Consider the following 22952-nt stretch of genomic DNA (forward strand, 5'->3'; position numbering starts at 1 on the left):
CATTGGTCATGTACGACTGCTGTCGGCGGGATGCCGTAATCTCCGTGACTCGGTTCCGCTACGCTACACAAGAGCGATCGTCTTTGACCGCGTATGGAGAGGGATGAGCAGGAAGAAGCACGTCGTTGATCTCTCTGATGAGGAACGGAGAACGCTTGACTGGTTCATCTCGACTGGTGAACGCAAGGCCGAGGACAACATGCGGGCGCGGATTCTCTTGAAGGCTGACGACGGGCTCACAGATGCGGAGATCTGTGAGCACGTCGGCTGTAGTATCGGGACTCCGTACAAGGCGCGCAAAAACTACTGCAAACGAGGGCTCGCGGCGATTCATCGCCGCAAGCCCGACCGCGAATACGAGCGAAAACTCGACGGAGACGCTGAAGCACGCCTCATCAAACTCGCCTGTAACGACCCGCCAGAAGGGTACGCTCGCTGGACGCTTCACCTTCTCGCCGACGAACTCGTCACCCTCGACGAGATCGACTTCGAGTCGATCTCTCACGAAACCGTGAGACGGCGTCTAAAAAAACACCCTCAAACCGCATCTCTACGACTACTGGGCGATTCCCGCTGAAGACGACGGCCAGTTCGTCTATCACATGGAGGATGTTCTCGATCTCTACCACGAACCCTACGACGAGGACCGCCCTGTCATCTGTTTCGACGAAACCAGCAAGGCGCTTCGCGGCCACAAACGCGACCCGCTCCCGGCTCAACCGGGAGCGGTCGCACGTGTCGATACTCACTACAAGCGCAACGGCAAGAAGAACCTTCATCTCGCCACTGAACCGTTGACTGGCTGGGTCAACGTCGAGATCACCGAGAAGCGACGAACGTGCGAGTGGATCGACCGAATGGTTGGACTCGCTGATGAGCACTACCCGGATGCGGACTGCATCCGGATAGTGCTCGATAACCTCAACACGCACAATCCTGCCGCCTTCTATCGGTTCTTTCCACCGAACGAGGCGCAGGCGTATCTCGACCGCTTCGAGTTTCATTACACGCCAAAGCACGGGAGTTGGCTGAATATGGCTGAAATCGAGATTGGCGCACTCAAACGCCAGTGCCTCGACCGGCGAATCTATCACGCAGCGACCCTCCGGTCGGAGGTCGCTGCGTGGCAGGATCATCGTAACGCTGCTGATGGGCTGATCGACTGGCAGTTCACCACCGATGACGCCCGAATCAAGCTACGCCAGCTCTACCCAGTACCGCTCGAAGAGGACTAGCGAGATTACGGTTGCAGCTACACTCAGGCTGTCACGCCGGGTGGATCGTACACTTCGCCGCGGTCGAGCATATGGTAGATCGACACCAACATCTTCCGGGCAGTCGCCACCGCTGCCTTCTGTTTGTTCTTCCGCCGCTTGATGCGGTCATAGAACCGACTCAGATACTCGTCGCCGACCGTATGAACGGCTGAATGAACCGCCTGGACCAGCACCCACCGCACCTTTCCCGAACCGTTCTTTGAAATACTCCCTTTGAACCGCGAGTCGCCAGACTCGCGGATCACCGGGTTCAATCCCACGTACCGCACCACTTCCTTGGCTCGATCAAATCGATCAATCTCGCCGATTTCCGCGTAAATCACCAATGCTGAGTAGTGGGCGATACCCGGAATCGTCATGAGGAGTTGGGTCTCTCTGCACCCTTCTGCACGCTGATCGATCCGCTCATCGAGCTGATCGATCTCTTCGGTCAGCGTATCGATCACTGCCAGATATGAGGACAACAGCCCATCCCAGGGCGCTGGTAGCGACAGCTCATCGAGAAACGCTCGGCCCTTCACGCTTAACGGCTTGATCTTTCGTGTGATCCCGTTGTCCAGCAGCAATGCGTGGATTTTGTTCGCGAAACTCGTCCGCTTCTCCAGCAGGCTGATCCGGCCGCGCACGAGTGCGCGGCACTCCCGGATCTCACCAGTCGGAACGTAGCTCTCGGGAACTGAGCCCAACCACAGCAGTCGAGATAGTTCCTTGGCGTCGATTCGGTCGGTTTTCTTGTCGGTTCGAGCGATCGCTTTCAACTTCGGCGGGTGCCCGACACTCACGTCCAGATACTCGGACAGCATATCGTAGATGTAGAAGTAATTCGTTGTAGCTTCCAGCAAGGCTTCACCGCCAGCGTATTGCTGGGCAATCTCTCCGAGGTCCGTGTTTTTGACACGGACCTGCTCGATCACTTCTCCGTCGTCGTTGCGGACGGCCACTTGGGCCTCCCGCTTGTGGATGTCGATTCCTAAGAACATGTGTTCTCACTCCGGGGCACCAGTGCGTTGGATGAGACTCACGTATTCGGGCTTTCCCGGCTGTCGCCTGCGGCGGCAGCCGGGCTGGGACGCCCCATTCTCGGCTTCCTTCGCACTCGGACCAGTCAGGCACGCGTGGTCGAAGCCGCCGGACTTCACTCGGTCTCTTGTGCCCCATGCTTTGCCTTGACCCGGCTAAGGTAGCAGATTTTCCCCATCGAGTCAGGTAGGTAGTTTTCTCATGCACAGCATGTGCCGAATCTATATCCACACTGCAAATTTCGAAGGAAATCCTGCATGACAAATCAATCTAGCCAGCTTCAAATCCAGGACGGGAGTTAAAATCAATCACCAACCTAAAACCCTCAAGAATCTATATATAGATTGAATTAAACTATCCAACTTCTGATCTTATGATAGCTTGTCCTGTGATACGAGTTTTGGGAGTGGATGTCGGTTACGCGGTTTTCGGAATGCCGCGAGGACAGAGCCTGCCGGCACCGCCGACACGCTCGTTATCGCGGTTCGTCAAAAGGGGCAGGTTGTAGTTGAGCAAGTCCAACCAAGTGCCCCGAATGAGTGTTGTAGATGTCCAAGTGTAGTCTTTTCGCATCGATAGTGGGCTTTCGAACCACATCAGCTGGACTATGCTCCTGTGACTCCGCTTGGCGACTCTATTGTCCATTCATTGATTCACCAGTGCGCTGTCTAGTTGTCAGCCTTTGCCACCCCATCCTTGTTCCATGCTCTGGGGATTAGCAGGCTTTCATACCATCACTGCCTCACCAGATGACGTACCAAGAACTGCGGGCATCTGGTGTATGTCAATCAACAAGAAGTCAGTCCGCTGGCTGCGCTTCTGTAGGAGCGGATACGCCAGGGAGACTCGGCACACTCAGGTCGACCCGGCGGAGGAACTGTGCATTGATTGCGACGATCACCGTCGAAAGCGACATCAGGAGCGCTCCAATCGCCGGCGAGAGGAGAATTCCAACGGGGGCGAGCACGCCGGCAGCGAGCGGGAGTGCAAACACGTTGTACCCGGCCGCCCAGACGATGTTCTCCTGCATCTTCCGATAACTCGCCCGGCTCAGCTTCACGAGGCGAACGACATCCATCGGATTGTTCTGGACGAGGATAATGTCTGCCGACTGGACGGCAACGTCTGTCCCGCTCCCGATCGCGATCCCGATATCAGCCCGTGTAAGAGCGGGTGCGTCGTTGACGCCGTCGCCGACCATCGCCACGAGCTTTCCCTGATCCTGGAGTTCGGTCACTTTCGTATCCTTATCTTCGGGGAGGACTTCGGCGAAGACCGTGTCGATGCCGAGGTCGTCAGCAACGGCATGGGCGACATCCTCCGAGTCACCGGTTAGCATCGCGACCTCGATATCGAGTTCGTGGAGCGCATCGACCACCTGGTAGCTCTCCTCTCGAACGACGTCGGCGAGGGCGAACGCAGCGATGAGCTCGTCTTCGCGAACCAGATAGACGACCGTCTGTGCGTTCTCTCCGGCCCGCTCTACGAACGTCGTGAGTCCTGACGGAACGTCGCTATCGAGCTGCGAAAGGAGGTTTGGGCCGCCGACGTAGACCGTATTCCCGTCGATAGTCGCGCGCACGCCACGGCCCTTGAGCGCCTCGAAGTCGGTCGCGTCCCGTGCCGTGACGCCCTGCTGGTCGGCCGCCTCCTGGATCGCCTGTGCAATCATATGTTCTGAGTCACCCTCGACGGCCGCCGCCAGCGCGAGCGCTTCGTCCTCGCCGACACCCTCGACGGTCGCCACATCGACGACGCCCTGTTCTCCCTTCGTCAGCGTGCCCGTCTTGTCGAAGATGATCGTATCCAGGTCCCGCGCCTGTTCCATGGCGATACGGTCCCTGATGAGCATTCCATTTCGCGCAGCGAGTGAGGTGTTGATCGCGACGACGAGTGGGATGGCGAGTCCAAGCGCGTGCGGACAAGCAATCACCAAGACTGTGACAACCCGCTCAATGACTTCGGCGTTGAACGAGAGAGCGACCGTCCACGCGATAGCGGTCACGATTGCCGCAGCGACGGCGACATAGAACAGCCAGCCTGCCGCTCGGTCGGCGAGCATCTGCGTTCGGGATGCGCTCTCTCGGGCCTCCTCGACGAGTCGCATAATGCCCGCCAGCGTCGTCTCGTTGCCCGTCGCACTGATCCGCACCCGAAGGCTGCCGTCCCCGTTGATGGTGCCCCCGATCACCTCGTTGTCTGGCTCTTTCGAGACGGCCCTGGACTCACCGGTGATCATCGATTCGTTCACGTCCGAGTCACCCTCCTCGACGACCCCGTCGGCAGGCACGCTCGCGCCAGGGCGCACGAGCACGAGGTCATCTTCTTTCAGTTCACGCACCGGAACCTCCTCGGTGTCACCCCCGTCGGTGATGCGCTCGGCCGTGTCAGGGAGGAGCTTCGCCAGTTCGTCGAGCGCGCTCGACGCCCGGCGGACACTCCGCATCTCGATCCAGTGACCCAACAACATAATGTCGATCAGCGTCACGAGCTCCCAGAAGAACGCCGACATCGTGGGGAGGATGACACTCGCGAGACTGTAGACGAAGGCGACAGTGATCGCCATCGAGATGAGCGTCATCATCCCCGGCGAGCGCTCCTCGAGTTCGGGAACGGCCATCTGGAGGAACGGCACGCCACCGTAGGCGAAGACGATTACCGCGAAGACTGGGTTGATCCACTCACTGCCGGGGAACGCCGGGACGGAGAATCCAAGCCACTCTTGGAGTGTCTCGCTGTAGAGGAGAACTGGGATCGAGAGCAGCGTCGAGACGAAGAAACGCCGACGGAACAACTGTTCGTGGCCGGCGTGCATCCCACCGTGGTCGTGGCCGCCTTCCTCGTGGTCTATGTCATGTTCGTATTGCTCGTGGACCTCGTGTTCGGCCACGTCAGCATCCTCGGCCTCCTCCTCAAGTATCGATTGTTCGACTCGATTCTCTCTTTCTTCATGCGTGGACGTCTCATCACCGCCCTCAGTTACTGAATTATGATGCGAGTGGTCACCACCCGAATCTTCGTGGTTCGTCGAGTGTTCGTGGTTGTCCATGTGTTACTCTCGTGTTGCGAGCGAATGAATGCCCATCGGCACCGTCCGTGTAGGGGGTCTTCTCGGACTGGTCTGAAGAGTTCGGCACAATTAACTCTACAGACGACCCACTACTTGGGGCATGATTCGCAACAATCTCAGCATCCTGTGTACTGTCTGTGGAGCTGTGTTCGGATATGCAGTTGGTGGATTTGAAGCCGCCAGTCTGGGGACACTCGTTGGGTTTTTTCTTGGGAAGACTGCCAACAGTCTGCTGCGTGCTGTCGACGATTTTGATCTGTGAGGGAGGGGTGTTCCCGATTCTCCAGCGACTCGGATATCGTGATCAGCTCTCCCCTGCCTCACTCTCTGACCCTGCTCCACCATCAGCGATCGCGGTCTCAGTCCGGCGTTCGTGCCACTGCCATTCCTGGGTGAACTGGCCGCTTTCCTTCAGGCTCCACGGGTCAGCGTCCTCCATCGAGGGAGCTTCGTACCACGATTGGACGAAGTTCCAGACCCAGATGACCTGACCGACGAAGATGATCAGCGCGCCGAGGGTTGCGAGCTGGTGGAAGACGGTAATGATGTTCACCGGGCCGAGCGGGAAATCGTACGTCGCGTACCGACGGGGCATCCCGAGATAGCCGAGGAACAGCATCGAGAAAAACGTGAGATTGGTTCCGATCATCGTCAACCAAAAATGGGCTTTCGCCAGTTTCTTCTGATACATTTTCCCGGTGAAGATCGGATACCAGTAGTACAGCCCGGCGAACACCGCAAAACCGATCGCGCCCATCACGATGTAATGGAAATGACCGACCACGTAGTAGGTGTCGTGGAGCACGAGGTTAACCGGGATCGAGGCAAGGAACACGCCGGTGACGCCGCCGATGATGAAGTTCGAAACGAAGCCGATACAGAACAGCATTGGTGCGGTCAGCTTCACGTTGCCGCCCCACATCGTAGTGGTCCAGTTGAACGTCTTGACCGCGCTCGGGATCGCGATCGCGAGCGAGACCGCCATGAAGCTCGCTTGAATCCGCGGGTCTATCCCGGTCGCGAACATGTGGTGGGCCCAGACGCCAAACGAAAGCACCCCGATCGCCAGCGTCGAGTAGACGACGAACTTATACCCAAACAGTTTCCGATCCGAGAATTTCGGAATGATGAGGCTGACAAGCCCCATCGGCGGCAAGACGAGGATGTACACCTCGGGGTGGCCGAAGAACCAGAACAGGTGCTGCCAGAGGATCGGACCGCCGCCCTCTCCGACCGCGAAGAACGTCGTCGCGAAGTTGCGGTCGAGCAGCAGCATGATGAGCGCGCTCCCCAATAGCGGAAACGCGAATAGGATCAGCCCGGACTGCGTGAGCATCGTCCACGAAAACATATCGAGGTTTGCCCAGTTGACGTCGGGCCCCCGCTCGGCGAAGATTGTGGCGATGAAGTTGATTGCCCCGATCGTCGCCGAGACGCCCGTGAGGTGGAGGCCGAGTAGCATGAAGTCGACGCCGACATTCGCCTGCGTGCCGGCCCCGACACCGGCCGACAGCGGGGTGTACATCGTCCATGCAGTCTGTGCCGGAACGATATCGAGGCTTGCGATCGGTGCGGTGAAAAAGCCGCCCCAGACCAAAAGCGCGCCGGGCGGCAGCAGCCAGAACGCGATGGCGTTGATCCGTGGGAACGCCATGTCGTCGGCCCCGATCAGGAGGGGAACGAAGTAGTTCCCGAATGCTGAGAGGATCGGCGTCCCGAACAAGAACAGCATCGTGATGCCGTGACTCGTGAGCAGGGAGTTGTAGAACTCCGCGCCGATGACATCGGTGGCCGGCGCGATGAGTTCCGCGCGCATCAGCATGACCATGATGCCGCCGACGGAGAACGCAATGAGCGCGTAGGCTCCGTACAGCATCCCGATGTCTTTGTGATCCACAGTCGTCAACCACCGGATGATCCCACTGGGCTTCTCCTCGTGTGCATAGCCGGTCTCCTCGCCGACGGCACCACCGCCAGCCAGCGGAGTGTACGACCGCCAGTCTTCGATACGGGTGAGCCAGACTGCCACGCCCGCGAGGAGCAGCCCCATCAGGACCGTCAGCGCGAGCTGGGCTTGTGCCATGTCTGTGACTGCGATCCAGAGCCTAAAGAAATCTTAGATTCCCTCGTCCCTAGATCAAGAAGTGAGCGCGGAAGAATGATCGCCATGGTACAAGCCCCCGCGCTCTGTCAGACTTTCTTGAGCGAGGATTATAATAGTGTCGGGGGCGCTGCTAGGGTGGTGCAGAGTTCTTGGGTGAATGTTTTGTTCTCGACTGGTCAAATTTGACTACAGAAGCGATGGAGGACGCTCTGGATTTGTATTACTATCCCAGCTTTGTACGTTTATAATGGATCTTATGAGCACGGATTAAATAACGTAAATGTGTCCATTTCGCTCCGTGAGTGCTCGTAGATCGGTGATCAACCAGCCGGTGATCATCAAATTTGACCCGATCTGGCCCGTACTCGCCTCCACAGCAGGCCCGTCAAGTCACAGACTATCGGATAGATACTGCTTTGTGGAGCCTGAGACAGTATAATTCGGGTATATTTATGAATGTACAAAGTCGAGTTACTATGGACGATTCCTGCATCTCGATCTTCACTCCTGTTCCAGACATCACCGTGAGGTACTGATGATAGACTCGTATACAGGCGTCCGTTTCTCAATTATCGGCGTGTACACGCCACTCCGCGCTCAACTCATCACGGGTCTGCGTGGTGAACTTCCCGTTTCGAAAGATCGTTACTCGTCCATTTTCCGCACTCAGAGTAATCGTCGTCACGACGGCCGACCGGATGGATGTATCAAGCGCACTCATATGGCGTGATCCCTCCACTCCGCGTATTCCAGTGACGTGTTCTCTCGCTGTTCGCGTGAGTGATCAGTCGATAGGTCTCTGAATCGGACCATCTGACGCTGAACCACGCCGTCGACACTGATGACCACAGCACCATCCTGTGATGAGGCGACCTCTTTCGCGATTTCGTAGAAATCCGTGATATCGTCGAGAACGTGTCGTGATTTCTCGATGGGCCAATGGTTGTCCCCCCATTGCATCGGCGTAGTCACGAAGGGAGGGTCCGGAAACGATGGCAATATAGAGCCCCGGTCCACGCGTGTACGGTTCATCCCATCGGTCGAAACTGATACTGTCGGACGGAAACACGTGAATATCGAGCGGCGGAGACGCCGGACAGCAACTGGATATTCCGGCTGCGTTTCCGGGAGAGTTCTGTCCGACAGTATGAGACTGATATCCTCCTCAGCTTTGCACGTTCAGAGATACCACCCTTTAGAACCGTCTGAGCCGTCCGAATGAAGGAAGAGATGCTCGATTTCCTCCATCAACTCGTCGAGCGCCTGTTTTGGGTGGTCTCGAACCCATGAGAACAGGTTATACACGACTTCCTTCAGAGCGTATTCCAGCTGGACTTGGATCGATGACGCTTTCGAGCACAGCGTTCCCGAGGCGTTCGATTCCGGACCAAGCCGCAGCAGACTGTAGGCCAGCATCTGCAGGTGGCAGTGTCGACTGGCACCTTCTTCATCCCGGACCTCGCAGTCTCCAAAGCCCAGATCCTGCTTCGAATCCTCGAAGAACACCTCTACCGGCCACCTGAATGAGTATGACCGGATCAGATGTTCAGACGGCGCATCGATCTTGTTCGAGGCGAAATACCTCACCGGATTCTCTTCGTCCTCCTCGTCGGTGACTTTCTCCGCGATGAGGAGTCGGACCTCGCCCAACTTCGAGATAGACCGCTTCTGCGTCCAGATTTTGTAGGTTTCATCATCGATTTCTCGCTCAGTTTTGTCGATGCGCTCTTCCAGCGCATCGACGCGGATCTCCTCGCCACCGTAGGTCACTTGCCGATTGCTGCGAAGCGGGCCGACCCAGTCCTTATCGTATGATTCGATGTGCTCGATGAGATTTGAATCGTGCGTGAACCACGCGTCCATGAGGTAGGTGTCCGCCGGGACACCTACCTCTTCTTCGAGTTCTGTGACAATCTCTCGGGCAAGATCGTACTTCGAGCGATCGTTGTCATCATCGTAGAGGCGAAAGGCGAGCGGGTAGGCGGTTTTGTCGTCAGCGTAGAACGCGTAGACGAGGTTCTGTCCCCAGACAGTCTCGCCTTCGGCGTGATCGTAGAACGTGCCGACACCGGGAAGTTCCTTCCCGGTTTTGTCGGTGACCGAGTCGTCGAGGATGACGTAGCCATCCTGTGACCACCGCGTCTCACCGTGTTTCTGTAGCTCTTCGAGCCGTTCGTGGTTGACCTGGTCTTCGTCCCAGTCGTACTCGGTGAGGAACTTGTTGACTGCTCGTTTGCCCTGTGCGGGAAGGACCTCACGTTCGATCCCTGCCACGGTCTTGTTGCTGTAATGACCCAGAAAAGTTATGAAGATGACGTAGGACAGCGAACGTTATGGCTGGAGATCGTCACAAAGAGATCGTCCGCCATCTCAGCGAAGACGATCTCGATCGGCTGCTCGACGAGACTGACGATGACAAAATAAGCAAGCGGCTGACGTTCGTCAAGCGGCTCTACAAAGGCGCAACGCTTGAGGACGCTGCCGACGACGTCGGCAGGTCCTCTGCAACCGCGACTCGCTGGGTACGACGATGGAACAAAGGTGGACTCGGTCGTCTGACCCCGAACTTCGGGGGCGGAAGGCCCCCGAAGCTCGGTGAGGACGAACAAGACGAGCTTATCGAACTCCTTCGTGACGGTCAACCGTGGAAATCACAGGAGGTTCAACACCTTCTGATGGATGAGTTCGATGTTGAGTATCACCCAGATTATCTCGGAACGTTCCTCCGCGACCTCGGTCTCTCGTACGCGAAACCCCGACCAAAGCGTCCCAATCAGCCGGAGAACCCAGACGAAGTTCTCGACGAGCGCGTCGACGACGCGCTCGACGAAAGTGAGGATGAGCAGCCACACAACAAACGCATGGGTGATGACGAAGAAGGATGGATCGTCGACGAGGATGTCTGCACTGATGGCGGCACCGTGATCGGATTTTTTGATGCTTCACACCCACAGCCGTACGATAACTCACGACGTGTCTGGTACGTCGACGATCCACACGTCGAACGGCCGTTAGTCAAGACGGAGGATTCTGCGGTAGGGTTCTACGCGCTCAACGGAGAAAGTCTCGTGACGTTCACCGAAGACGAGACGAAAGAGCGGATTTGCGAGGTGTTAGAGATGGTTCGTGAGCAGAATCCGGGCAAGCGGATTCTGCTCGTCTTGGACAAGCATGGCTCTCATATCTGTGAATACACGCGCAGGCGCGCGCATCAGCTTGGGATCGACCTGATTTTCTTACCATCAGGATCGCCGCATCTCAATCCAATCGAGAAAGTATGGGATTATCTCAAATGGACAATGTGCCCAATAATCGTCGCGAATGAAGAGGAATTCAAAGAGCTCGTCAAGAATGTTTTCAAGCAAATAACTCGACGGATTAGCTACGCACAATCGTACCTGTTTAGCGTAGTTCCGTCGTAGATGCCTCTGCTTGCGAATCTGGCCGCTTTCCTCCCAGTACTGACGTCAGCTGATCGGGTGGGTCGAGTCCCTGGCGTTCCCACGTCGCTACCATCGTCGAGAGGATTTCGTGGATGCGGACTCCGGTTTCTGACCGGAGTCCGCCGAAGATTTTCCGCATCACGACCTGCTCGCGCAGAGCGCGCTCTGCGCGGTTGTTCGTTGAATCAACGTCTGGTTCTGTGACGAACGTCAGCCAACAGCCCAGTCCGTTCCTGATCTTCTCGGCTAACTGCGTCACTTCCTCGGCCTCGTAGTCCGCTCTGATCAATTCCTCCAGACACAGCGAGGCCTGCGCCCGCCTCCGCTCGCGGGCGGAGGCGGGCGGGTCCTCCTCGTCGAACGCGGTCAAATCCTCGTGGAGGTCGTGCAGTACCTCCGAGACCGGCTCAGCCTCTTCGTGCCGTTCAGCTACGTACTTCGCTTCCCGGAGCAGATGCGCCCAGCAACGCTGAAGTTTCCCGTGATAGCTCGGATCCGCCGACCAGCCGTCACAACTCAGGGTGGCGTCCTCGGCGAGTTCGTCGCCGAGGACGTCCTCCAGTACCTGACTTCCACGGCTCTCGTTGATCGTATAGAAGACGTCCTCGTCGGTCACGAACGTCCAGACCCAGTGCTGGTCCCCATCGACCGGAAAGCCGGTTTCGTCGCAGTAGATCACGTCGCTGTCACGGACGCTGGTTCGAACGTCCTCGTACGCGGGTCGCAGCCGGTCTGCGACCCGCTCGATCATGTTGTAGATCGTCCCTGGTGAGACTGGATGATCGAGCTGCCAGTCGAAGAGTTCAGCTTGTTTCCGGTGCGGAAGACGGCCGTGATAGCGGAGGAGGGCGGTTTGGGCCAGCAGGTGTGGCCCAAACCGCCCGTTTTCCGGACAGTCAGGATGTTCGGCGACGACCTCGTTGCCACAGGAGCACTCCTGCTTTCCGAGCTCGTATTTCGTGACCTCGGTTGGAACGGGGAGCGGAATATCGACGATGACGCGGGTGACATACTCGTCAGGATCGGTGAGAACGCGGTCGCACTCGGGACAGTACGTCTTCCCGACCCGGACGGTCCTGTCCGGGTCGGGTGGTGGTCGGGTCGTTCCATCATGGCCGGGGTTGCGTCCGGGTGAGGAGTCGCTGGCGGCGTCGGGGTCGCCGCCAGCTTCGTCGTTCTCGTCGTCTTGCTCCGAATCGGAGTTCTGTGGCTGTTGTCCAGCACCGCCCTTCTTGCTGGACGGTGTGTGGGCGTTTTCGTACTTCTTGAGGCGGTTTTCGAGCTCTTCGATTCGTTCGTTCTGGGCAGCGTTTTGCTGGCGAAGAAACGCGTTCTCAGCGAGAAGAGCGAGATCTCGCTGGGGAAGGATCGTCCGACCCACAGAACGGATCGCCGGGTCGTTCGACCTCGGCGATCCGTCAGGCCCGGAAAGCACGATTAGCGGCTGTTCGTCTTGCTCTTCCCTGAGAGCTACGATTTCGAGTTAGCCGTTCCGCTAAACAGATACGCACAATCTTGGTGTGAGGAGTTCCTCGATCTTCAAAAGTTATCTTGATCATTAGCGGCAACAAGACCGGTGGTGTAGGTTTTCGCGTGGTGCTGCTGCTCGGGCGACAGTGATTCGAACTCGTCGATTGGTTCCGTACACGACAGGAGATCTGTGATTGGCAGCATCGCCCGTTACTCCTACCTACATGGTGGCGCTACTTAACGTGCAAAGCTGAGCAGCCTCAATATACGATTCGAGATCGTCAACCACTTCGTCAACCACGCTCGGCCTGAGCCGTCCCTGAACGTTTCTCGTCTGATCATGTTTGATCGTCCCGACTGTCCAGGGAGAGATATAGCTCATCCGCGGTGGTTGGCCGTACTCCCAATCACTCGCTGTCAGCTGACGCCCACCGGGATGTGATTTCGTCGTGAGGATCATCCCGATGTATTCCGAGTCCGCGTACGGCAACGAGGTGTTGCTAATGAGTACCCACGGTCGGGGATTCGATCCACTTCGGTACGGATCAACTGCCCAGACCACATCCCCGCGCTGGTAGGTCATGCGTCCTCGCTCTGGTCGTCCTCATACGGATTTTCCGCGTGTTCCAGCCAGTCGTCCATCTCCTCCTCCGGGAATCGCTCCTCAGCGGTTGCGAACGTCTGCGACATCGCTGCATATGACGCCAGCCGGTCGTCTTCCCCGAGAGTCCAGTATTTCCCCTTGTGCCTCACCAGTCCACGCTCTTCAAGTCGTGACAGTACCGGGCCGATACTCCCAGCCTTCACGTCGGTTCCCTCGATTATCTCATTCTGGCGAAACGCCGTACCGGGGTGTTCAGACAGAAACCTCAGTACGCGCTGGGCGTTCGATCCTTCGGTGAGATCGAGCGCTGTCTCCGGAAGGTGATCGAAGTCATCGACAGTGATCGGCATAGTCATGTACTACAACGTATTATAGTGTATTAAAACCTATTCCATCCGCATTCCCCGTCATGAGTGCTAGGCGCTCATACGTATCCTGCCAGCCCTCCGGCCCCCTGTGGGCCGTGAGGAACGTTGCAGTATGGTCGTCACCTCTTTGGAGCTAGCCACGCTGGTGGCGGTCGTAAGAGTGAGGACCGGCGAACAAACTAATATCTAAAGAAGCTAAATACAGACACATGGTGAGCCTTCTCGGTGTAGCACTTCTCCTTATCGGCCTCGGTATGGTCATTTATGCACAACGAATCACTCGGGTAGGTGAACAGATTGACGCAATCGGCAGCACGCGTTCTTCGTTTGAAGTCGAACCGACGGACTGGAACATAGTAGTCACACGTATTCTTGGTGCTGGAGTCGCGCTTCTCGGGTTCTTCCGCCTCGTGAGTTCGTTATGGCCCAATTATTAGTGTAGCTAACGCACCTATGTTCGGGTTGCCACCCCTGTCAATAGCCACTCCCCTCGTTGCACCCCTCTATCTATATGAAGGTTCGAGGTTCGTTGCACCCTGCAATGAAGGGAGTGGCTGCTTGCAGGGCAGAGGTAGGTATAAGCTACTAGCACGACCACTAGCAGTATGGTGTCAAAGCCTACGAAACAGACAGCAGGCACTGCTTGGATGATATTCGTCATCGGCATTTCGACTGTCTGGATGCTAGCTGGCAGTAGCGATGGAGCCATGTGGGGGGTACTTGGAGTGATTGTCGGAACTGCCTGTGCGCTCCTCGGACTCTACGCTGGCCACCAATCAACCAATTGTGCGTCAGTATAGTCTGAAAAGACTCAGCATCGCTTGCCCTGTCACAAAGGGAGTGCTTCACTAGAGAAATCATTGCGTTTGATTAAGAATTAGTTAGTAGGTGCGCGATCACACTTTCTCATAGCTCGGAGAGTGGTTGCTCCACCCTGTCAGCAACCAAGTGGCTATTGACAGGGTGGCCGAGAAAGGATTTCTTTGATCCGACAGTGAGTCACAAACTGTTCGCGGTGAGGTGAGCCACCGTACTGCTGGCTGTTCGCTACGTCATTTCGGCAAATGCCCGAACAGGCATTGCGACGGCCTCGGCGGCTTTGATGGGAATCGCGTGGAACCGAAACTGTCGATTTCGGAGAGTTTTCAGCCCACGCAGATTCTCCACGATGAAAATGTCTTCTTTGAGAAGGGTCGTGTGGGCAGGACGGTCAGGGTTCCGATCGTCGTCGATATTGATGGTATCGACCCCGACCACCGAAACATCCGCGGCAACCAAGCGATCAATTACTGACTCCGAGATGTATGGGTACTCTCGGTACTGATCAGAACCCCAGTGAGAGTCCCATCCGAACTCAAACAATACTGCCTTTCCAGAGAGGTCGACATCGCACGGGAGCACTGTTTCGTCGACCGCTTCGTATGGGTCCCGTTCGCGGGCATTGACGACGACACCATCGGCGATGAGTTCGCTCAAGTCGAGTTCAGAAATGTCGCGTGCTTCAGGGAAGCGATGACCGGGAGCATCAAGATACGTCCCAATTGAGGTTTGAAAGTTCATCTCGGTGATCTCGAATGAAGCACGACCATCAAATTTCGGGCGAGTCTGCTCGTGTGTGAGAAACGGCTGAATCTCTGCGGTGAATTCAGTATGACTCCCGTCCTCGTTCTGGAGCCTGAAGCCCGGCATCCCGTCTCGAAACTCGTGGGTTAAGTCGACGTAGTCTGCCATCAAGAAGAATAGTGTGTAACAAGCAAGCATAGTTCTGTTGTACGCCGCTCTCCTCGCTACACAGTAGCGCTCCGGTATTCGCTCCTGCACTGCAACGACCCTCACGGCCCCTGCGGGGCCGTCGGCGCTGGCGGGATAAGAATAAACTGAGACCGTCCGATCAACTCCTACCGCGACGAGCTGGTCGGTTGTCTCGGCTGTGACGGCGGGCTGCGTTCCTTTGTGTTCACATTCGCGGGAAGATACCGATCGCGGCGGGTGTAGATCCGCCGGGCGGTGTCCTTGCTTACGCTGGTTTCGCATTCGATCTCTCGCCATGAGTGGCCGTCCTCGCGGAGTCTAATACACGCGAGCGCTGCTCGGTATTCAGCAGTGTCACGGTCAGGAACCCAGTAGTGGCCGTCCTCGTTGTAGGTCAGGCCGAACGGCGGACGGCCGTGATCGTAGCCATTCTCGATGCGTTCCTGTGTCGCACGCTTCGAGCGCGCGATCTCCTTGCGCTTCTCGACGTCGTCGGTGGTCGCCCGGATCGACTGGTGAACGAGCGCCCAGTCGTCGTCGAGATCGACCGCGCGGCCGAGTTCGACTGAGTGAACCGCGACGTCAGCGGTATCGACATCAAGCAAGAGTCGGAGGCGTTCCTTGCGGTCGCGCGAGAGGCGTGAGAGGTTCGGAACGATAACGGAATCCACGCTGCCGTCAGCGACGTGCTCACGAAGCGCGGTGTACTCCGGCCGGTCGGTATCGAATCCAGAGCTCCGTTTGCCCTCGTCGTGGACGGTGACCAGTTCGGCCCCGTGCTCGGTCGCGTAATCCTCTACGTCCCGGCGCTGCCGAGCGAGGGATTTTCCGTCCTGGGAGAGGCGGATGTAGCCGACGGCGGTCTCGGTTTCAGTCTCAGTCTCTGTCGGCATCGTTGACCACACGGAGTTCGAAGGTGTTGCCTGATTTGACCGACCACTCGAACCGTTTGCCGTCGAGGTCGAAGCCTTCGACGAACCCGAGCGGGACAGTGGTCTTGTAGTGGCGATCGCCGGATTTGCTGATGGCTGTTGTCGGCATCGGTGGTTCGTACTATATTCAGTACGGTACTTAGTGCTAATGGCGGTGTCTCAGAAAGGGGGGTTTCTGAGACACCAGCCCGCTCTCTCAACCTGTTAGCAAATAGGTGGTTTGTAGCAATCCATCCTCCGAATCTCTGGGACGCCGATGGCGGCCAGTAGTTGAGACTGGCTGTCTTAATGCACACAGTTCCGATTGTCTCTTCCGGTATCTGATTTATCAGCTATTGATTAAGATGGAACCGCTGTCAGATAGAGTTGCGTATTGCTCGGACGAATTGTCCGAACCGTTGCGTACCCTACCGGCTGGGCTGGCGGGCACTGACCAAGCCTTTATTTCCCAATACGTGGTCTTAAGGAGGTGTGTCTGATTTCAGAGGACAGTCGACCCGCGAACTCGCAGAAGCGGTTCGTCACGGAACAGTGTCCTCTTTGGAACTCGTCGAGGCGGCGCTGGAACGAATCGAAGCGACCGCAGCGTTGAACGCATTCATTACGGTCGTCGCGGACTCGGCCCGTGAGCGCGCTCGTCAGGCCGACCAGGCAGCCAGTCGTGACGAAAATCTCGGTCCGCTTCACGGTGTCCCGGTTGCTATCAAGGATCTTCGGAGTCGGAAAGCTGGCGTTCGAAATACGATGGGACTTGCACCGCTTGCGAACAATATTGCTGATGAGGACTCCATCGTAGTCGAACGGTTGGAGGCTGCTGGCGCAGTCATCGTCGGTACCACCAATACACCAGCACTCGGCCATACCATCAAGACGGAGAACCGCCTCGTTGGAGCAACACCCACCCCGTTCGACCACAACCGGTCCGCTGGAGGATCCTCCGGTGGATCGGCAGCCGCACTTGCGGCAGGAACAGTACAATTAGCGACCGGGTCGGATATTGGCGGGTCGCTTCGAGTTCCGGCCTCCTGCTGCAACGTTATCGGCTTGAAGCCGACATTTGGTCTCGTTCCAGAGCGAGTCCCGAATGATGGGTTCAGCCCTCATTCTCCGTTTTTTGTCGGCGGTCCGATGGCCCGAACTACGGAGGACATCGCCGTGTTCCTTGACGTTCTCGCGGGGCACGACAGCCGAGACCCGTATAGCGTCCCTGCCCCTAATATGGACTACGTGGGCGCGATTGACCGGCCAACAGACGATCTATCGGTAGCATACAGTCCGAATCTGGATCTCCAACCAATCGCACCGGCGGTGCGAGAGACAGTCACCGCCGCCGTTGATGACCTCGCGGCTGCCGGTGCGACCGTCGATACCACGGACGTGTCGCTCCCGCCCTACGGGGAACTTTCGAAGGCGTATATCCAGCAGGTTGGTGTCTTTTTCCGCACGTTCGCTCGGCAAATCGCAGCGGAGTATCAGATCGACTTCGAAACGGCGGACGTTGAGGAGACAGTCCGGGCGACTATTGAACTAGAAGCTGGGATCGATGCGACTGCTGAGCGACTGCAAAACGGCCCCCGGACTGCTGCGTACGACGGCATCGAAGACGCCCTCGAAGGTTCTGATGTCCTTGTAACTCCCACTCTTACTGTGCCCCCGTATAGCAAGCACCTTGCCGACGGCTATCCGACAGAGATCGACGGACAGTCAGTGGGGGGCGTCCCGACCGATATGATGCTGACGTGGCTATTCAACCTTACTGGGCATCCTGCGGCGTCAGTACCTGCTGGATTCACCGATGACGGCCTCCCCGTTGGGCTACAGATTGTCGGGAAACGGTTTGCTGAGACTGATATACTGAGTGTCGCCGCAGCGCTTGAACGAGCGCGACCTTGGATGGATCACTATCCTGACGGCTAATTTTGGCGGTACGTGTCCGTGCTGTACTTAGTTTGCTCCTTGACAACGGTGTCGTAGGATTGCGTATAATTCGAGGTTCTACTGCCAGAAACGTCCGGTAATCAGGACTCCGAACATAGCGGGGACAGACGCTCCATTACAGGGATACCCAGGACAGGGTGAAGCAAAATAACAGTACCCTTTTGCCGCCTCTATTTCAAGTTCGACTAATGACGGAGCAGGATTCGTCGGAGACTGAAGACCGGAAAGACGACCATATCCAGATCGTGCAGGAGCGGGACGTTGAAACCACAGGCACGGGCTTCGAAGACGTACAGCTCGTTCACGAAGCACTTCCGGAACTCGATTACGATGCTATTGATCCGTCCATCGAGTTCTTGGGACACGAGTTATCTGCCCCAATCTTCATCGAGAGCATGACTGGTGGTCACGCCAACACCACGGAAATCAATCGAGCACTGGCCCGCGCTGCCGGCGAGACGGGCATCGCTATGGGGCTCGGAAGCCAGCGCGCCGGCCTTGAACTCGATGATGACAGCGTCCTCAAATCGTATACTGTCGTCCGTGATGCTGCGCCCGATGCGTTCATCTATGGGAACCTTGGTGCTGCACAGCTTCGGGAGTACGACATCGGAATGGTTGAGCGCGCAGTTGAGATGATCGAGGCAGACGCGCTTGCAGTTCACTTGAACTTCCTCCAAGAAGCCGTGCAACCTGAAGGCGACGTTAATGGACAGAACTGCCTAGCTGCGATCGAACGAGTAGCTAAGGATCTCTCGGTTCCGATTATTGTCAAAGAAACGGGTAACGGGATTTCTGGAGAGACTGCCAGAAAGCTGGCCGCGGCAGGGGTTGATGCGGTCGATGTCGCTGGAAAAGGCGGCACAACGTGGTCCGGGATCGAAGCCTACCGTGCAGCCGCCGCGAACGCACCACGCCAACAACGAATCGGTACCCTGTTCCGAGAGTGGGGAATCCCAACCGCTGCAAGCACGATCGAGTGTGTAGCCGAACACAACTGCGTGATTGCGAGTGGCGGAGTGCGAACGGGATTAGACGTGGCAAAAGCGATCGCGTTAGGTGCCCATGCCGGTGGGTTGGCGAAACCGTTCCTGAAACCGGCTACAGATGGGCCAGACGCTGTTACCGAACGAGTTGAGGATCTAATTGCCGAGCTGCAGACAGCCATGTTTGTCACTGGTTCTGGTTCGATCGAAGACCTTCAACAGGCGGAATACGTGTTGCGGGGCGAAACGCGCGAATACGTTGAACAGCGAACCAGTAGCGAGTAGCGAGTACATATCTCGATACATAGTAATGATGGAATTGCGTTATACCGCAGCGTCTCCTAGTGGAGCATGAGTATCGGGACGCTACTTGGCTCGTTGTTGATCGGTAGTCTGCTTGGCTATTACTCCCCGTTTTATCGAATCCAGGAGATCGGTGATGGCATCATCTTCACTGGTCTCGGCATCCTCCTCATATCGATCGGTGTACAACTCGGTGGTGATGACCAAATCCTTCAGAATGTGAATACGATTGGTGGGTCTGCATTCGTGCTGTGTGTGGGGAGTCTCATCGGGAGTATCCTGTGTGTCTACCTGCTCACCAGGATCACGTCGAGTGTCAATCCGTCACTCGCCTCGTCCGAAGAGAACACAATCGATCGTCAAGGCCCACCACCGGAAGTCGGCGATGATGGCTTTGATTGGAAGATCATTCTGCTCATTTTCATCTCGCTCGTCGTTGGGCTTGGGCTCTCAACCAGCGGACTTCCAGAGCACTTCGTCACGGGTGTTGTCGCTCTCTCTGATTTTGCCCTGTTAGCGCTGTTATTCGGCGTCGGCGTCACAGTTGGCAGCGATACTGAGGCCTTGGGCCAGATCGTGCATTTCGGGTGGGGTGTACTCCTGATTCCATTCGCGGTGGCTGTCGGGAGCATTCTCGGTGGCGTGCTGTTTGGAGCAGTGATCGATATTCCAGTTACCCACGCCGCAGCAGTCGCAGCAGGGTTTGGGTGGTACAGTTATGCGGGGGTCGTCGTGTTTGATCTCGGGGGCGTGCAACTGGGTGCGATTGCGTTTCTTGCGAACCTCCTCCGGGAGATTGTCACCTTCTTCGTGCTGCCAGTCGTCGCCAAGTACTTCGGTGGGGTAACAAGTATCGCGCCGGGTGGCGCAACGACAATGGACGTAACGCTTCCGTTGATTCAGCGTGTTTCCGGTGAGCAGTTTGTGATTCCAGCACTCATTAACGGTCTCGTACTGGCGGTAGCTACGACTGTTCTCATTCCGATCATTCTGGGAATCTAAGTAGTCTCCCCGGCGGCGAGCCTCACAAAATTCTCAAAGACTCGCCCTTCGGAGACGTCTTCGAACGAGAACTGCTCTGATTCCCAGCCAAAGTCGGTGACGAGGTTCTCACGGTGTGCGGCTGTAATCCCCGGATGGAACTGAACCGTCCACAACGGTGCGCTGTTGTGCCGGGTCCCGAACACGCGAGCGTGATCGGCTGACGCGATGACCTCCATATCTGCCCCCGGTTCCGTCACGACGTCACTGTGGAGGGAAACAACAATTGGGTCGACGCCGTCGAACAGCGGATCGTCGGCCAGAGTCGCCTCGACAAGTGTCGCAGTCGTCCCGACTTCCTTGACGGTGCCACCGAGCGCCGAGTTGACTACTTGATGGCCGAAACAGACGCCAAGGGTTGGAATCTCTCGATCGACGAGTTCGCGGACGAGCGCCTCTTGTTCGGATATCCATAAACGACTGTCAGATTCGTAGACGGCAGCCGTGCTGCCGGTCAGGACGACGCCGCCCACGTCGTCGAGGGAAATACGCTCACCTGCCAACATCGATCTCTTCGGCAGTGGGAAACTCTGCTGCTAAGGCGTCACAGTGGTACGCACATTCCGGATCAACCTCATTACGAACCACGTACAAATCCAACGAATCTATATTGATAACAGTCCTGTGTTCCAGTCTTCTGTTCTTTGGAGGCTTATTATTCTGATCTATTCAATAATTTCCGCTCACACCTAACAGATATATTACTACACGCGGTCTAGATCAATAGATGCATACCTACATCTAACGATGAGCTGTATCACTCCTATTCGTGATTGAGGGATCCAACAGAGCCACAGAACTCTCTATACTGGTCGGTTGGACGGACTCTTGAGCGTCTCCGGGCTATTCTTCTGTAGTGGTTGCGACTCGCGAGTCTCGGCGCAGCGTCTTTCGACGAATCGCACACCAGCAGCGCGTCGAGTGGCCCGCATATGACTCGACACCGCTGTACGATCGCTCCTCACTCGGTGGGTTAGAATCGGACGTTCGAGTCGTCTCGAGTGTCTGGTTCACGCACCCAAATCATAACTCACTCGAACAGTTCGTCTGCTCGATCCCTCTGGCCTACTTCCGCTTTGAGGCCCACGACTGCTACGGAAGGTCGACACGCTACGAGATGGATATTCTCTTTCGCGTGTTCATACTGAAAGAACTCCACGGATGGCAGCACGAAACATCTCTCGTCGAGTACCTCAATAGCCACCCCGGACTCTGCGAACGCCTAGAGTTGGAAACAGTGCCTGATCAGTCGACGCTCTGGCGTACTTGGAACAAGCGTTTCACGGGAAATATTCGGGAAACGATCCAGAAAGCGGCTCGAACGATCCTCATCAAAGCACAGAACGCAGGTGTCGCGGTACCACGTGAACCAGAACGAAACCTTCCGGATCGAGGCGACGACGCTACTGAATCGGACCCAAACGACCAAGCCATCCTCGACAAGGCTGGGAAGATCACCGACCACATCAGTCGCGTCGTATACCCCGCGTTCTCGCTGGACCGTGGCGAGGGCTGTGAAATTCCTGAGAACGCCTACTGGGACTTACAGACCTACTTAGGACTCCGTGAGAACCTAGCGGCTAACGATGGCGCTCGCAGTTTCATCCACGAGTCGACGCGTGATCGAACACCACTTGGGCATGGTCATCGCGACCAGATTCGCGATCTCCCTATCGAGCAGATTCGCGAGATGTCCCGACAGGCACTCCGACAGCTCATCAACGAGCTCGCGGAGACAGAGGAGTTCTACCGAGCCGGAATCGTTGCCATCGACATTACTGAGGACGACCCCTTTACGGGCGACCGCACCGGCCATGAGGACGAAATCATCGGGACGAAGGAGCAAAACGACGAATACGCCTACCAGTGGGCGACAGTCCAGTTGGTCGGCAACGCTGTTCCACTCGTGCTGGACGCGCGCCCGGTACGGAAAGGCGAGTCACGCAAGGAGATCGTCGAGGATCTGCTCAACTCTGCCGAGGATCTCGTTCACGTCGATAACGTGCTGATGGATCGGGGGTTCGACAGCCAGCATATCCTGGAGATGATCAGCCAGCGTGGGCTCTCCTACGTCGTCCCGAAGCGGATGCAGACGAGCGAGAAAGCCCAGGCCAAGCGACTCCTCCAGCGCGATCAAGACCGGTACGAGACCGATCGGAAACTCCATCTCGGGAAGAACGAGTGGCACGAGACGACGCTGATCTACCGCCGGAAAGACGATTCTGAGCATGACGACCATCGACAGTACTCGGTGTTCATGTCCAACCGTGGCGGTGGATTCCTCAGCGAGTATGGGTATCGCTGGGAGATTGAGAGCGGTTATCGGTCGATCAAGCGATTCATGGCTGCGACGACGTCGACGGATTTCGGGCTGCGATTCTTCTACTTCGCGTTCGCCTGTTTGTTGTACTCGATTTGGCGAGCGGTCGATTTGCTCGTCCAAGTCGAGTTGACCGGTGAATACGAGCACTCCCCCATTGTGACGGCCGATAATACGCTCACGCTGTTGAAGAAGGAGACCGGAATCGGGTAGCACGGTGCTCTACCCGTGATAGAGCGTCGCCTGAGTGGCAACGCTACCGAAAGTTGCAGAAAATCGTCCAGATAGTAAGAAATTCAACAAGAATGGCCGTTTAGAGAGCGT

General features: G+C 56.8%; 16 protein-coding genes and 2 pseudogenes. 7 read left to right on the top strand and 11 right to left on the bottom strand.

Annotation, left to right across the window (positions count from 1 at the left end; translation table 11 throughout):
- Positions 1-103: 103 nt before the first annotated feature.
- Complete coding sequence (locus PHA81_RS17685; protein WP_273837862.1) at positions 104-577, top strand: helix-turn-helix domain-containing protein; 474 nt, start codon at positions 104-106, stop codon at positions 575-577.
- The gene (locus PHA81_RS17690) at positions 567-1235 is read left to right on the top strand and encodes an IS630 family transposase (RefSeq protein WP_273837947.1); all 669 of its coding nucleotides are present in this window, start codon (positions 567-569) and stop codon (positions 1233-1235) included. The genes PHA81_RS17685 and PHA81_RS17690 overlap by 11 nt, the downstream gene beginning before the upstream one ends.
- Before the next feature lie 23 nt (positions 1236-1258).
- Here the strand turns inward: PHA81_RS17690 and PHA81_RS17695 are convergent, their stop codons facing one another.
- From PHA81_RS17695 to PHA81_RS17710, 4 genes and pseudogenes are all read right to left on the bottom strand, one after another.
- Positions 1259-2257: an IS110 family transposase gene (locus tag PHA81_RS17695; RefSeq protein WP_273837865.1), complete on the bottom strand. Its 999-nt coding sequence runs from the start codon at positions 2255-2257 to the stop codon at positions 1259-1261.
- A gap of 839 nt (positions 2258-3096) precedes the next feature.
- Positions 3097-5346, bottom strand: coding sequence for a copper-translocating P-type ATPase (locus tag PHA81_RS17700; protein ID WP_273837867.1), 2250 nt, complete (start codon positions 5344-5346; stop codon positions 3097-3099).
- 325 nt (positions 5347-5671) lie between these two features.
- Complete coding sequence (locus tag PHA81_RS17705) at positions 5672-7417, bottom strand: cbb3-type cytochrome c oxidase subunit I (protein WP_273837948.1); 1746 nt, start codon at positions 7415-7417, stop codon at positions 5672-5674.
- A gap of 1233 nt (positions 7418-8650) precedes the next feature.
- Positions 8651-9757, bottom strand: a pseudogene (locus tag PHA81_RS17710) (IS701 family transposase); the annotation flags it as partial.
- Between the two features lie 47 nt (positions 9758-9804).
- Between PHA81_RS17710 and PHA81_RS17715 the strand changes: the two are divergent.
- Entirely contained in the window at positions 9805-10893 is a 1089-nt protein-coding gene (locus PHA81_RS17715) for an IS630 family transposase (RefSeq protein WP_273837869.1), read from the top strand.
- Here PHA81_RS17715 and PHA81_RS17720 read toward each other — a convergent pair.
- The 6 genes and pseudogenes from PHA81_RS17720 to PHA81_RS17745 form a co-directional block, all read right to left on the bottom strand.
- Entirely contained in the window at positions 10874-12349 is a 1476-nt protein-coding gene (locus PHA81_RS17720) for an IS66 family transposase (protein WP_273837872.1), read from the bottom strand. The genes PHA81_RS17715 and PHA81_RS17720 overlap by 20 nt on opposite strands.
- Before the next feature lie 116 nt (positions 12350-12465).
- Positions 12466-12588 (bottom strand): annotated as a pseudogene (locus tag PHA81_RS17725) (IS701 family transposase); the annotation flags it as partial.
- A 375-nt stretch (positions 12589-12963) separates the two neighbouring features.
- Positions 12964-13344, bottom strand: a complete 381-nt coding sequence (locus PHA81_RS17730) for a helix-turn-helix domain-containing protein (RefSeq protein WP_273837874.1) — start codon at positions 13342-13344, stop codon at positions 12964-12966.
- 1059 nt (positions 13345-14403) lie between these two features.
- Positions 14404-15087, bottom strand: a complete 684-nt coding sequence (locus tag PHA81_RS17735) for a cyclase family protein (protein WP_273837876.1) — start codon at positions 15085-15087, stop codon at positions 14404-14406.
- A gap of 167 nt (positions 15088-15254) precedes the next feature.
- A complete protein-coding gene (locus PHA81_RS17740; protein WP_273837878.1) occupies positions 15255-16001 on the bottom strand; it encodes a recombinase family protein in 747 nt (248 codons plus the stop codon).
- Entirely contained in the window at positions 15985-16149 is a 165-nt protein-coding gene (locus PHA81_RS17745; protein ID WP_273837880.1) for a hypothetical protein, read from the bottom strand. The genes PHA81_RS17740 and PHA81_RS17745 overlap by 17 nt, the downstream gene beginning before the upstream one ends.
- 422 nt (positions 16150-16571) lie before the next feature.
- Between PHA81_RS17745 and PHA81_RS17750 the strand changes: the two genes are divergently transcribed.
- The 3 genes from PHA81_RS17750 to PHA81_RS17760 all read left to right on the top strand — a co-directional run bounded on the left by PHA81_RS17750 (position 16572) and on the right by PHA81_RS17760 (position 20269).
- A complete protein-coding gene (locus tag PHA81_RS17750; RefSeq protein ID WP_273837950.1) occupies positions 16572-17957 on the top strand; it encodes an amidase in 1386 nt (461 codons plus the stop codon).
- 209 nt (positions 17958-18166) lie between these two features.
- Positions 18167-19249 (top strand): type 2 isopentenyl-diphosphate Delta-isomerase, encoded by a 1083-nt coding sequence (gene fni, locus PHA81_RS17755; protein ID WP_273837883.1) that lies wholly within the window; start codon positions 18167-18169, stop codon positions 19247-19249.
- A gap of 66 nt (positions 19250-19315) precedes the next feature.
- Positions 19316-20269, top strand: coding sequence for a lysine exporter LysO family protein (locus PHA81_RS17760; RefSeq protein ID WP_273837886.1), 954 nt, complete (start codon positions 19316-19318; stop codon positions 20267-20269).
- Here the strand turns inward: PHA81_RS17760 and PHA81_RS17765 are convergent.
- Positions 20266-20814, bottom strand: coding sequence for a gamma-glutamyl-gamma-aminobutyrate hydrolase family protein (locus PHA81_RS17765; RefSeq protein WP_273837888.1), 549 nt, complete (start codon positions 20812-20814; stop codon positions 20266-20268). The two genes, PHA81_RS17760 and PHA81_RS17765, sit on opposite strands and share 4 nt — an antisense overlap.
- Positions 20815-21164: 350 nt before the next feature.
- On the opposite strand from PHA81_RS17765, the gene PHA81_RS17770 reads away from it, so the two are divergent.
- Positions 21165-22841: a transposase gene (locus PHA81_RS17770; RefSeq protein ID WP_273837890.1), complete on the top strand. Its 1677-nt coding sequence runs from the start codon at positions 21165-21167 to the stop codon at positions 22839-22841.
- Positions 22842-22952: the final 111 nt, after the last annotated feature.

The organism is Halococcus sp. PRR34 (assembly GCF_028617175.1).
GTDB classification, from domain to species: Archaea; Halobacteriota; Halobacteria; order Halobacteriales; family Halococcaceae; genus Halococcus; species Halococcus salifodinae.

Excerpts from the sequence above, each read along its gene's own strand:
- PHA81_RS17745 (WP_273837880.1), bottom strand. The coding sequence starts at position 16,149 with ATGCCGACAACAGCCATCAGCAAATCCGGCGATCGCCACTACAAGACC.
- PHA81_RS17735 (WP_273837876.1), bottom strand. The coding sequence starts at position 15,087 with ATGGCAGACTACGTCGACTTAACCCACGAGTTTCGAGACGGGATGCCG.
- PHA81_RS17685 (WP_273837862.1), top strand. The coding sequence starts at position 104 with ATGAGCAGGAAGAAGCACGTCGTTGATCTCTCTGATGAGGAACGGAGA.
- PHA81_RS17700 (WP_273837867.1), bottom strand. The coding sequence starts at position 5,346 with ATGGACAACCACGAACACTCGACGAACCACGAAGATTCGGGTGGTGAC.
- PHA81_RS17765 (WP_273837888.1), bottom strand. The coding sequence starts at position 20,814 with ATGTTGGCAGGTGAGCGTATTTCCCTCGACGACGTGGGCGGCGTCGTC.
- fni (WP_273837883.1), top strand. The coding sequence starts at position 18,167 with ATGACGGAGCAGGATTCGTCGGAGACTGAAGACCGGAAAGACGACCAT.
- PHA81_RS17760 (WP_273837886.1), top strand. The coding sequence starts at position 19,316 with ATGAGTATCGGGACGCTACTTGGCTCGTTGTTGATCGGTAGTCTGCTT.
- PHA81_RS17730 (WP_273837874.1), bottom strand. The coding sequence starts at position 13,344 with ATGACTATGCCGATCACTGTCGATGACTTCGATCACCTTCCGGAGACA.
- PHA81_RS17715 (WP_273837869.1), top strand. The coding sequence starts at position 9,805 with ATGGCTGGAGATCGTCACAAAGAGATCGTCCGCCATCTCAGCGAAGAC.
- PHA81_RS17705 (WP_273837948.1), bottom strand. The coding sequence starts at position 7,417 with ATGGGGCTGCTCCTCGCGGGCGTGGCAGTCTGGCTCACCCGTATCGAA.
- PHA81_RS17740 (WP_273837878.1), bottom strand. The coding sequence starts at position 16,001 with ATGCCGACAGAGACTGAGACTGAAACCGAGACCGCCGTCGGCTACATC.
- PHA81_RS17695 (WP_273837865.1), bottom strand. The coding sequence starts at position 2,257 with ATGTTCTTAGGAATCGACATCCACAAGCGGGAGGCCCAAGTGGCCGTC.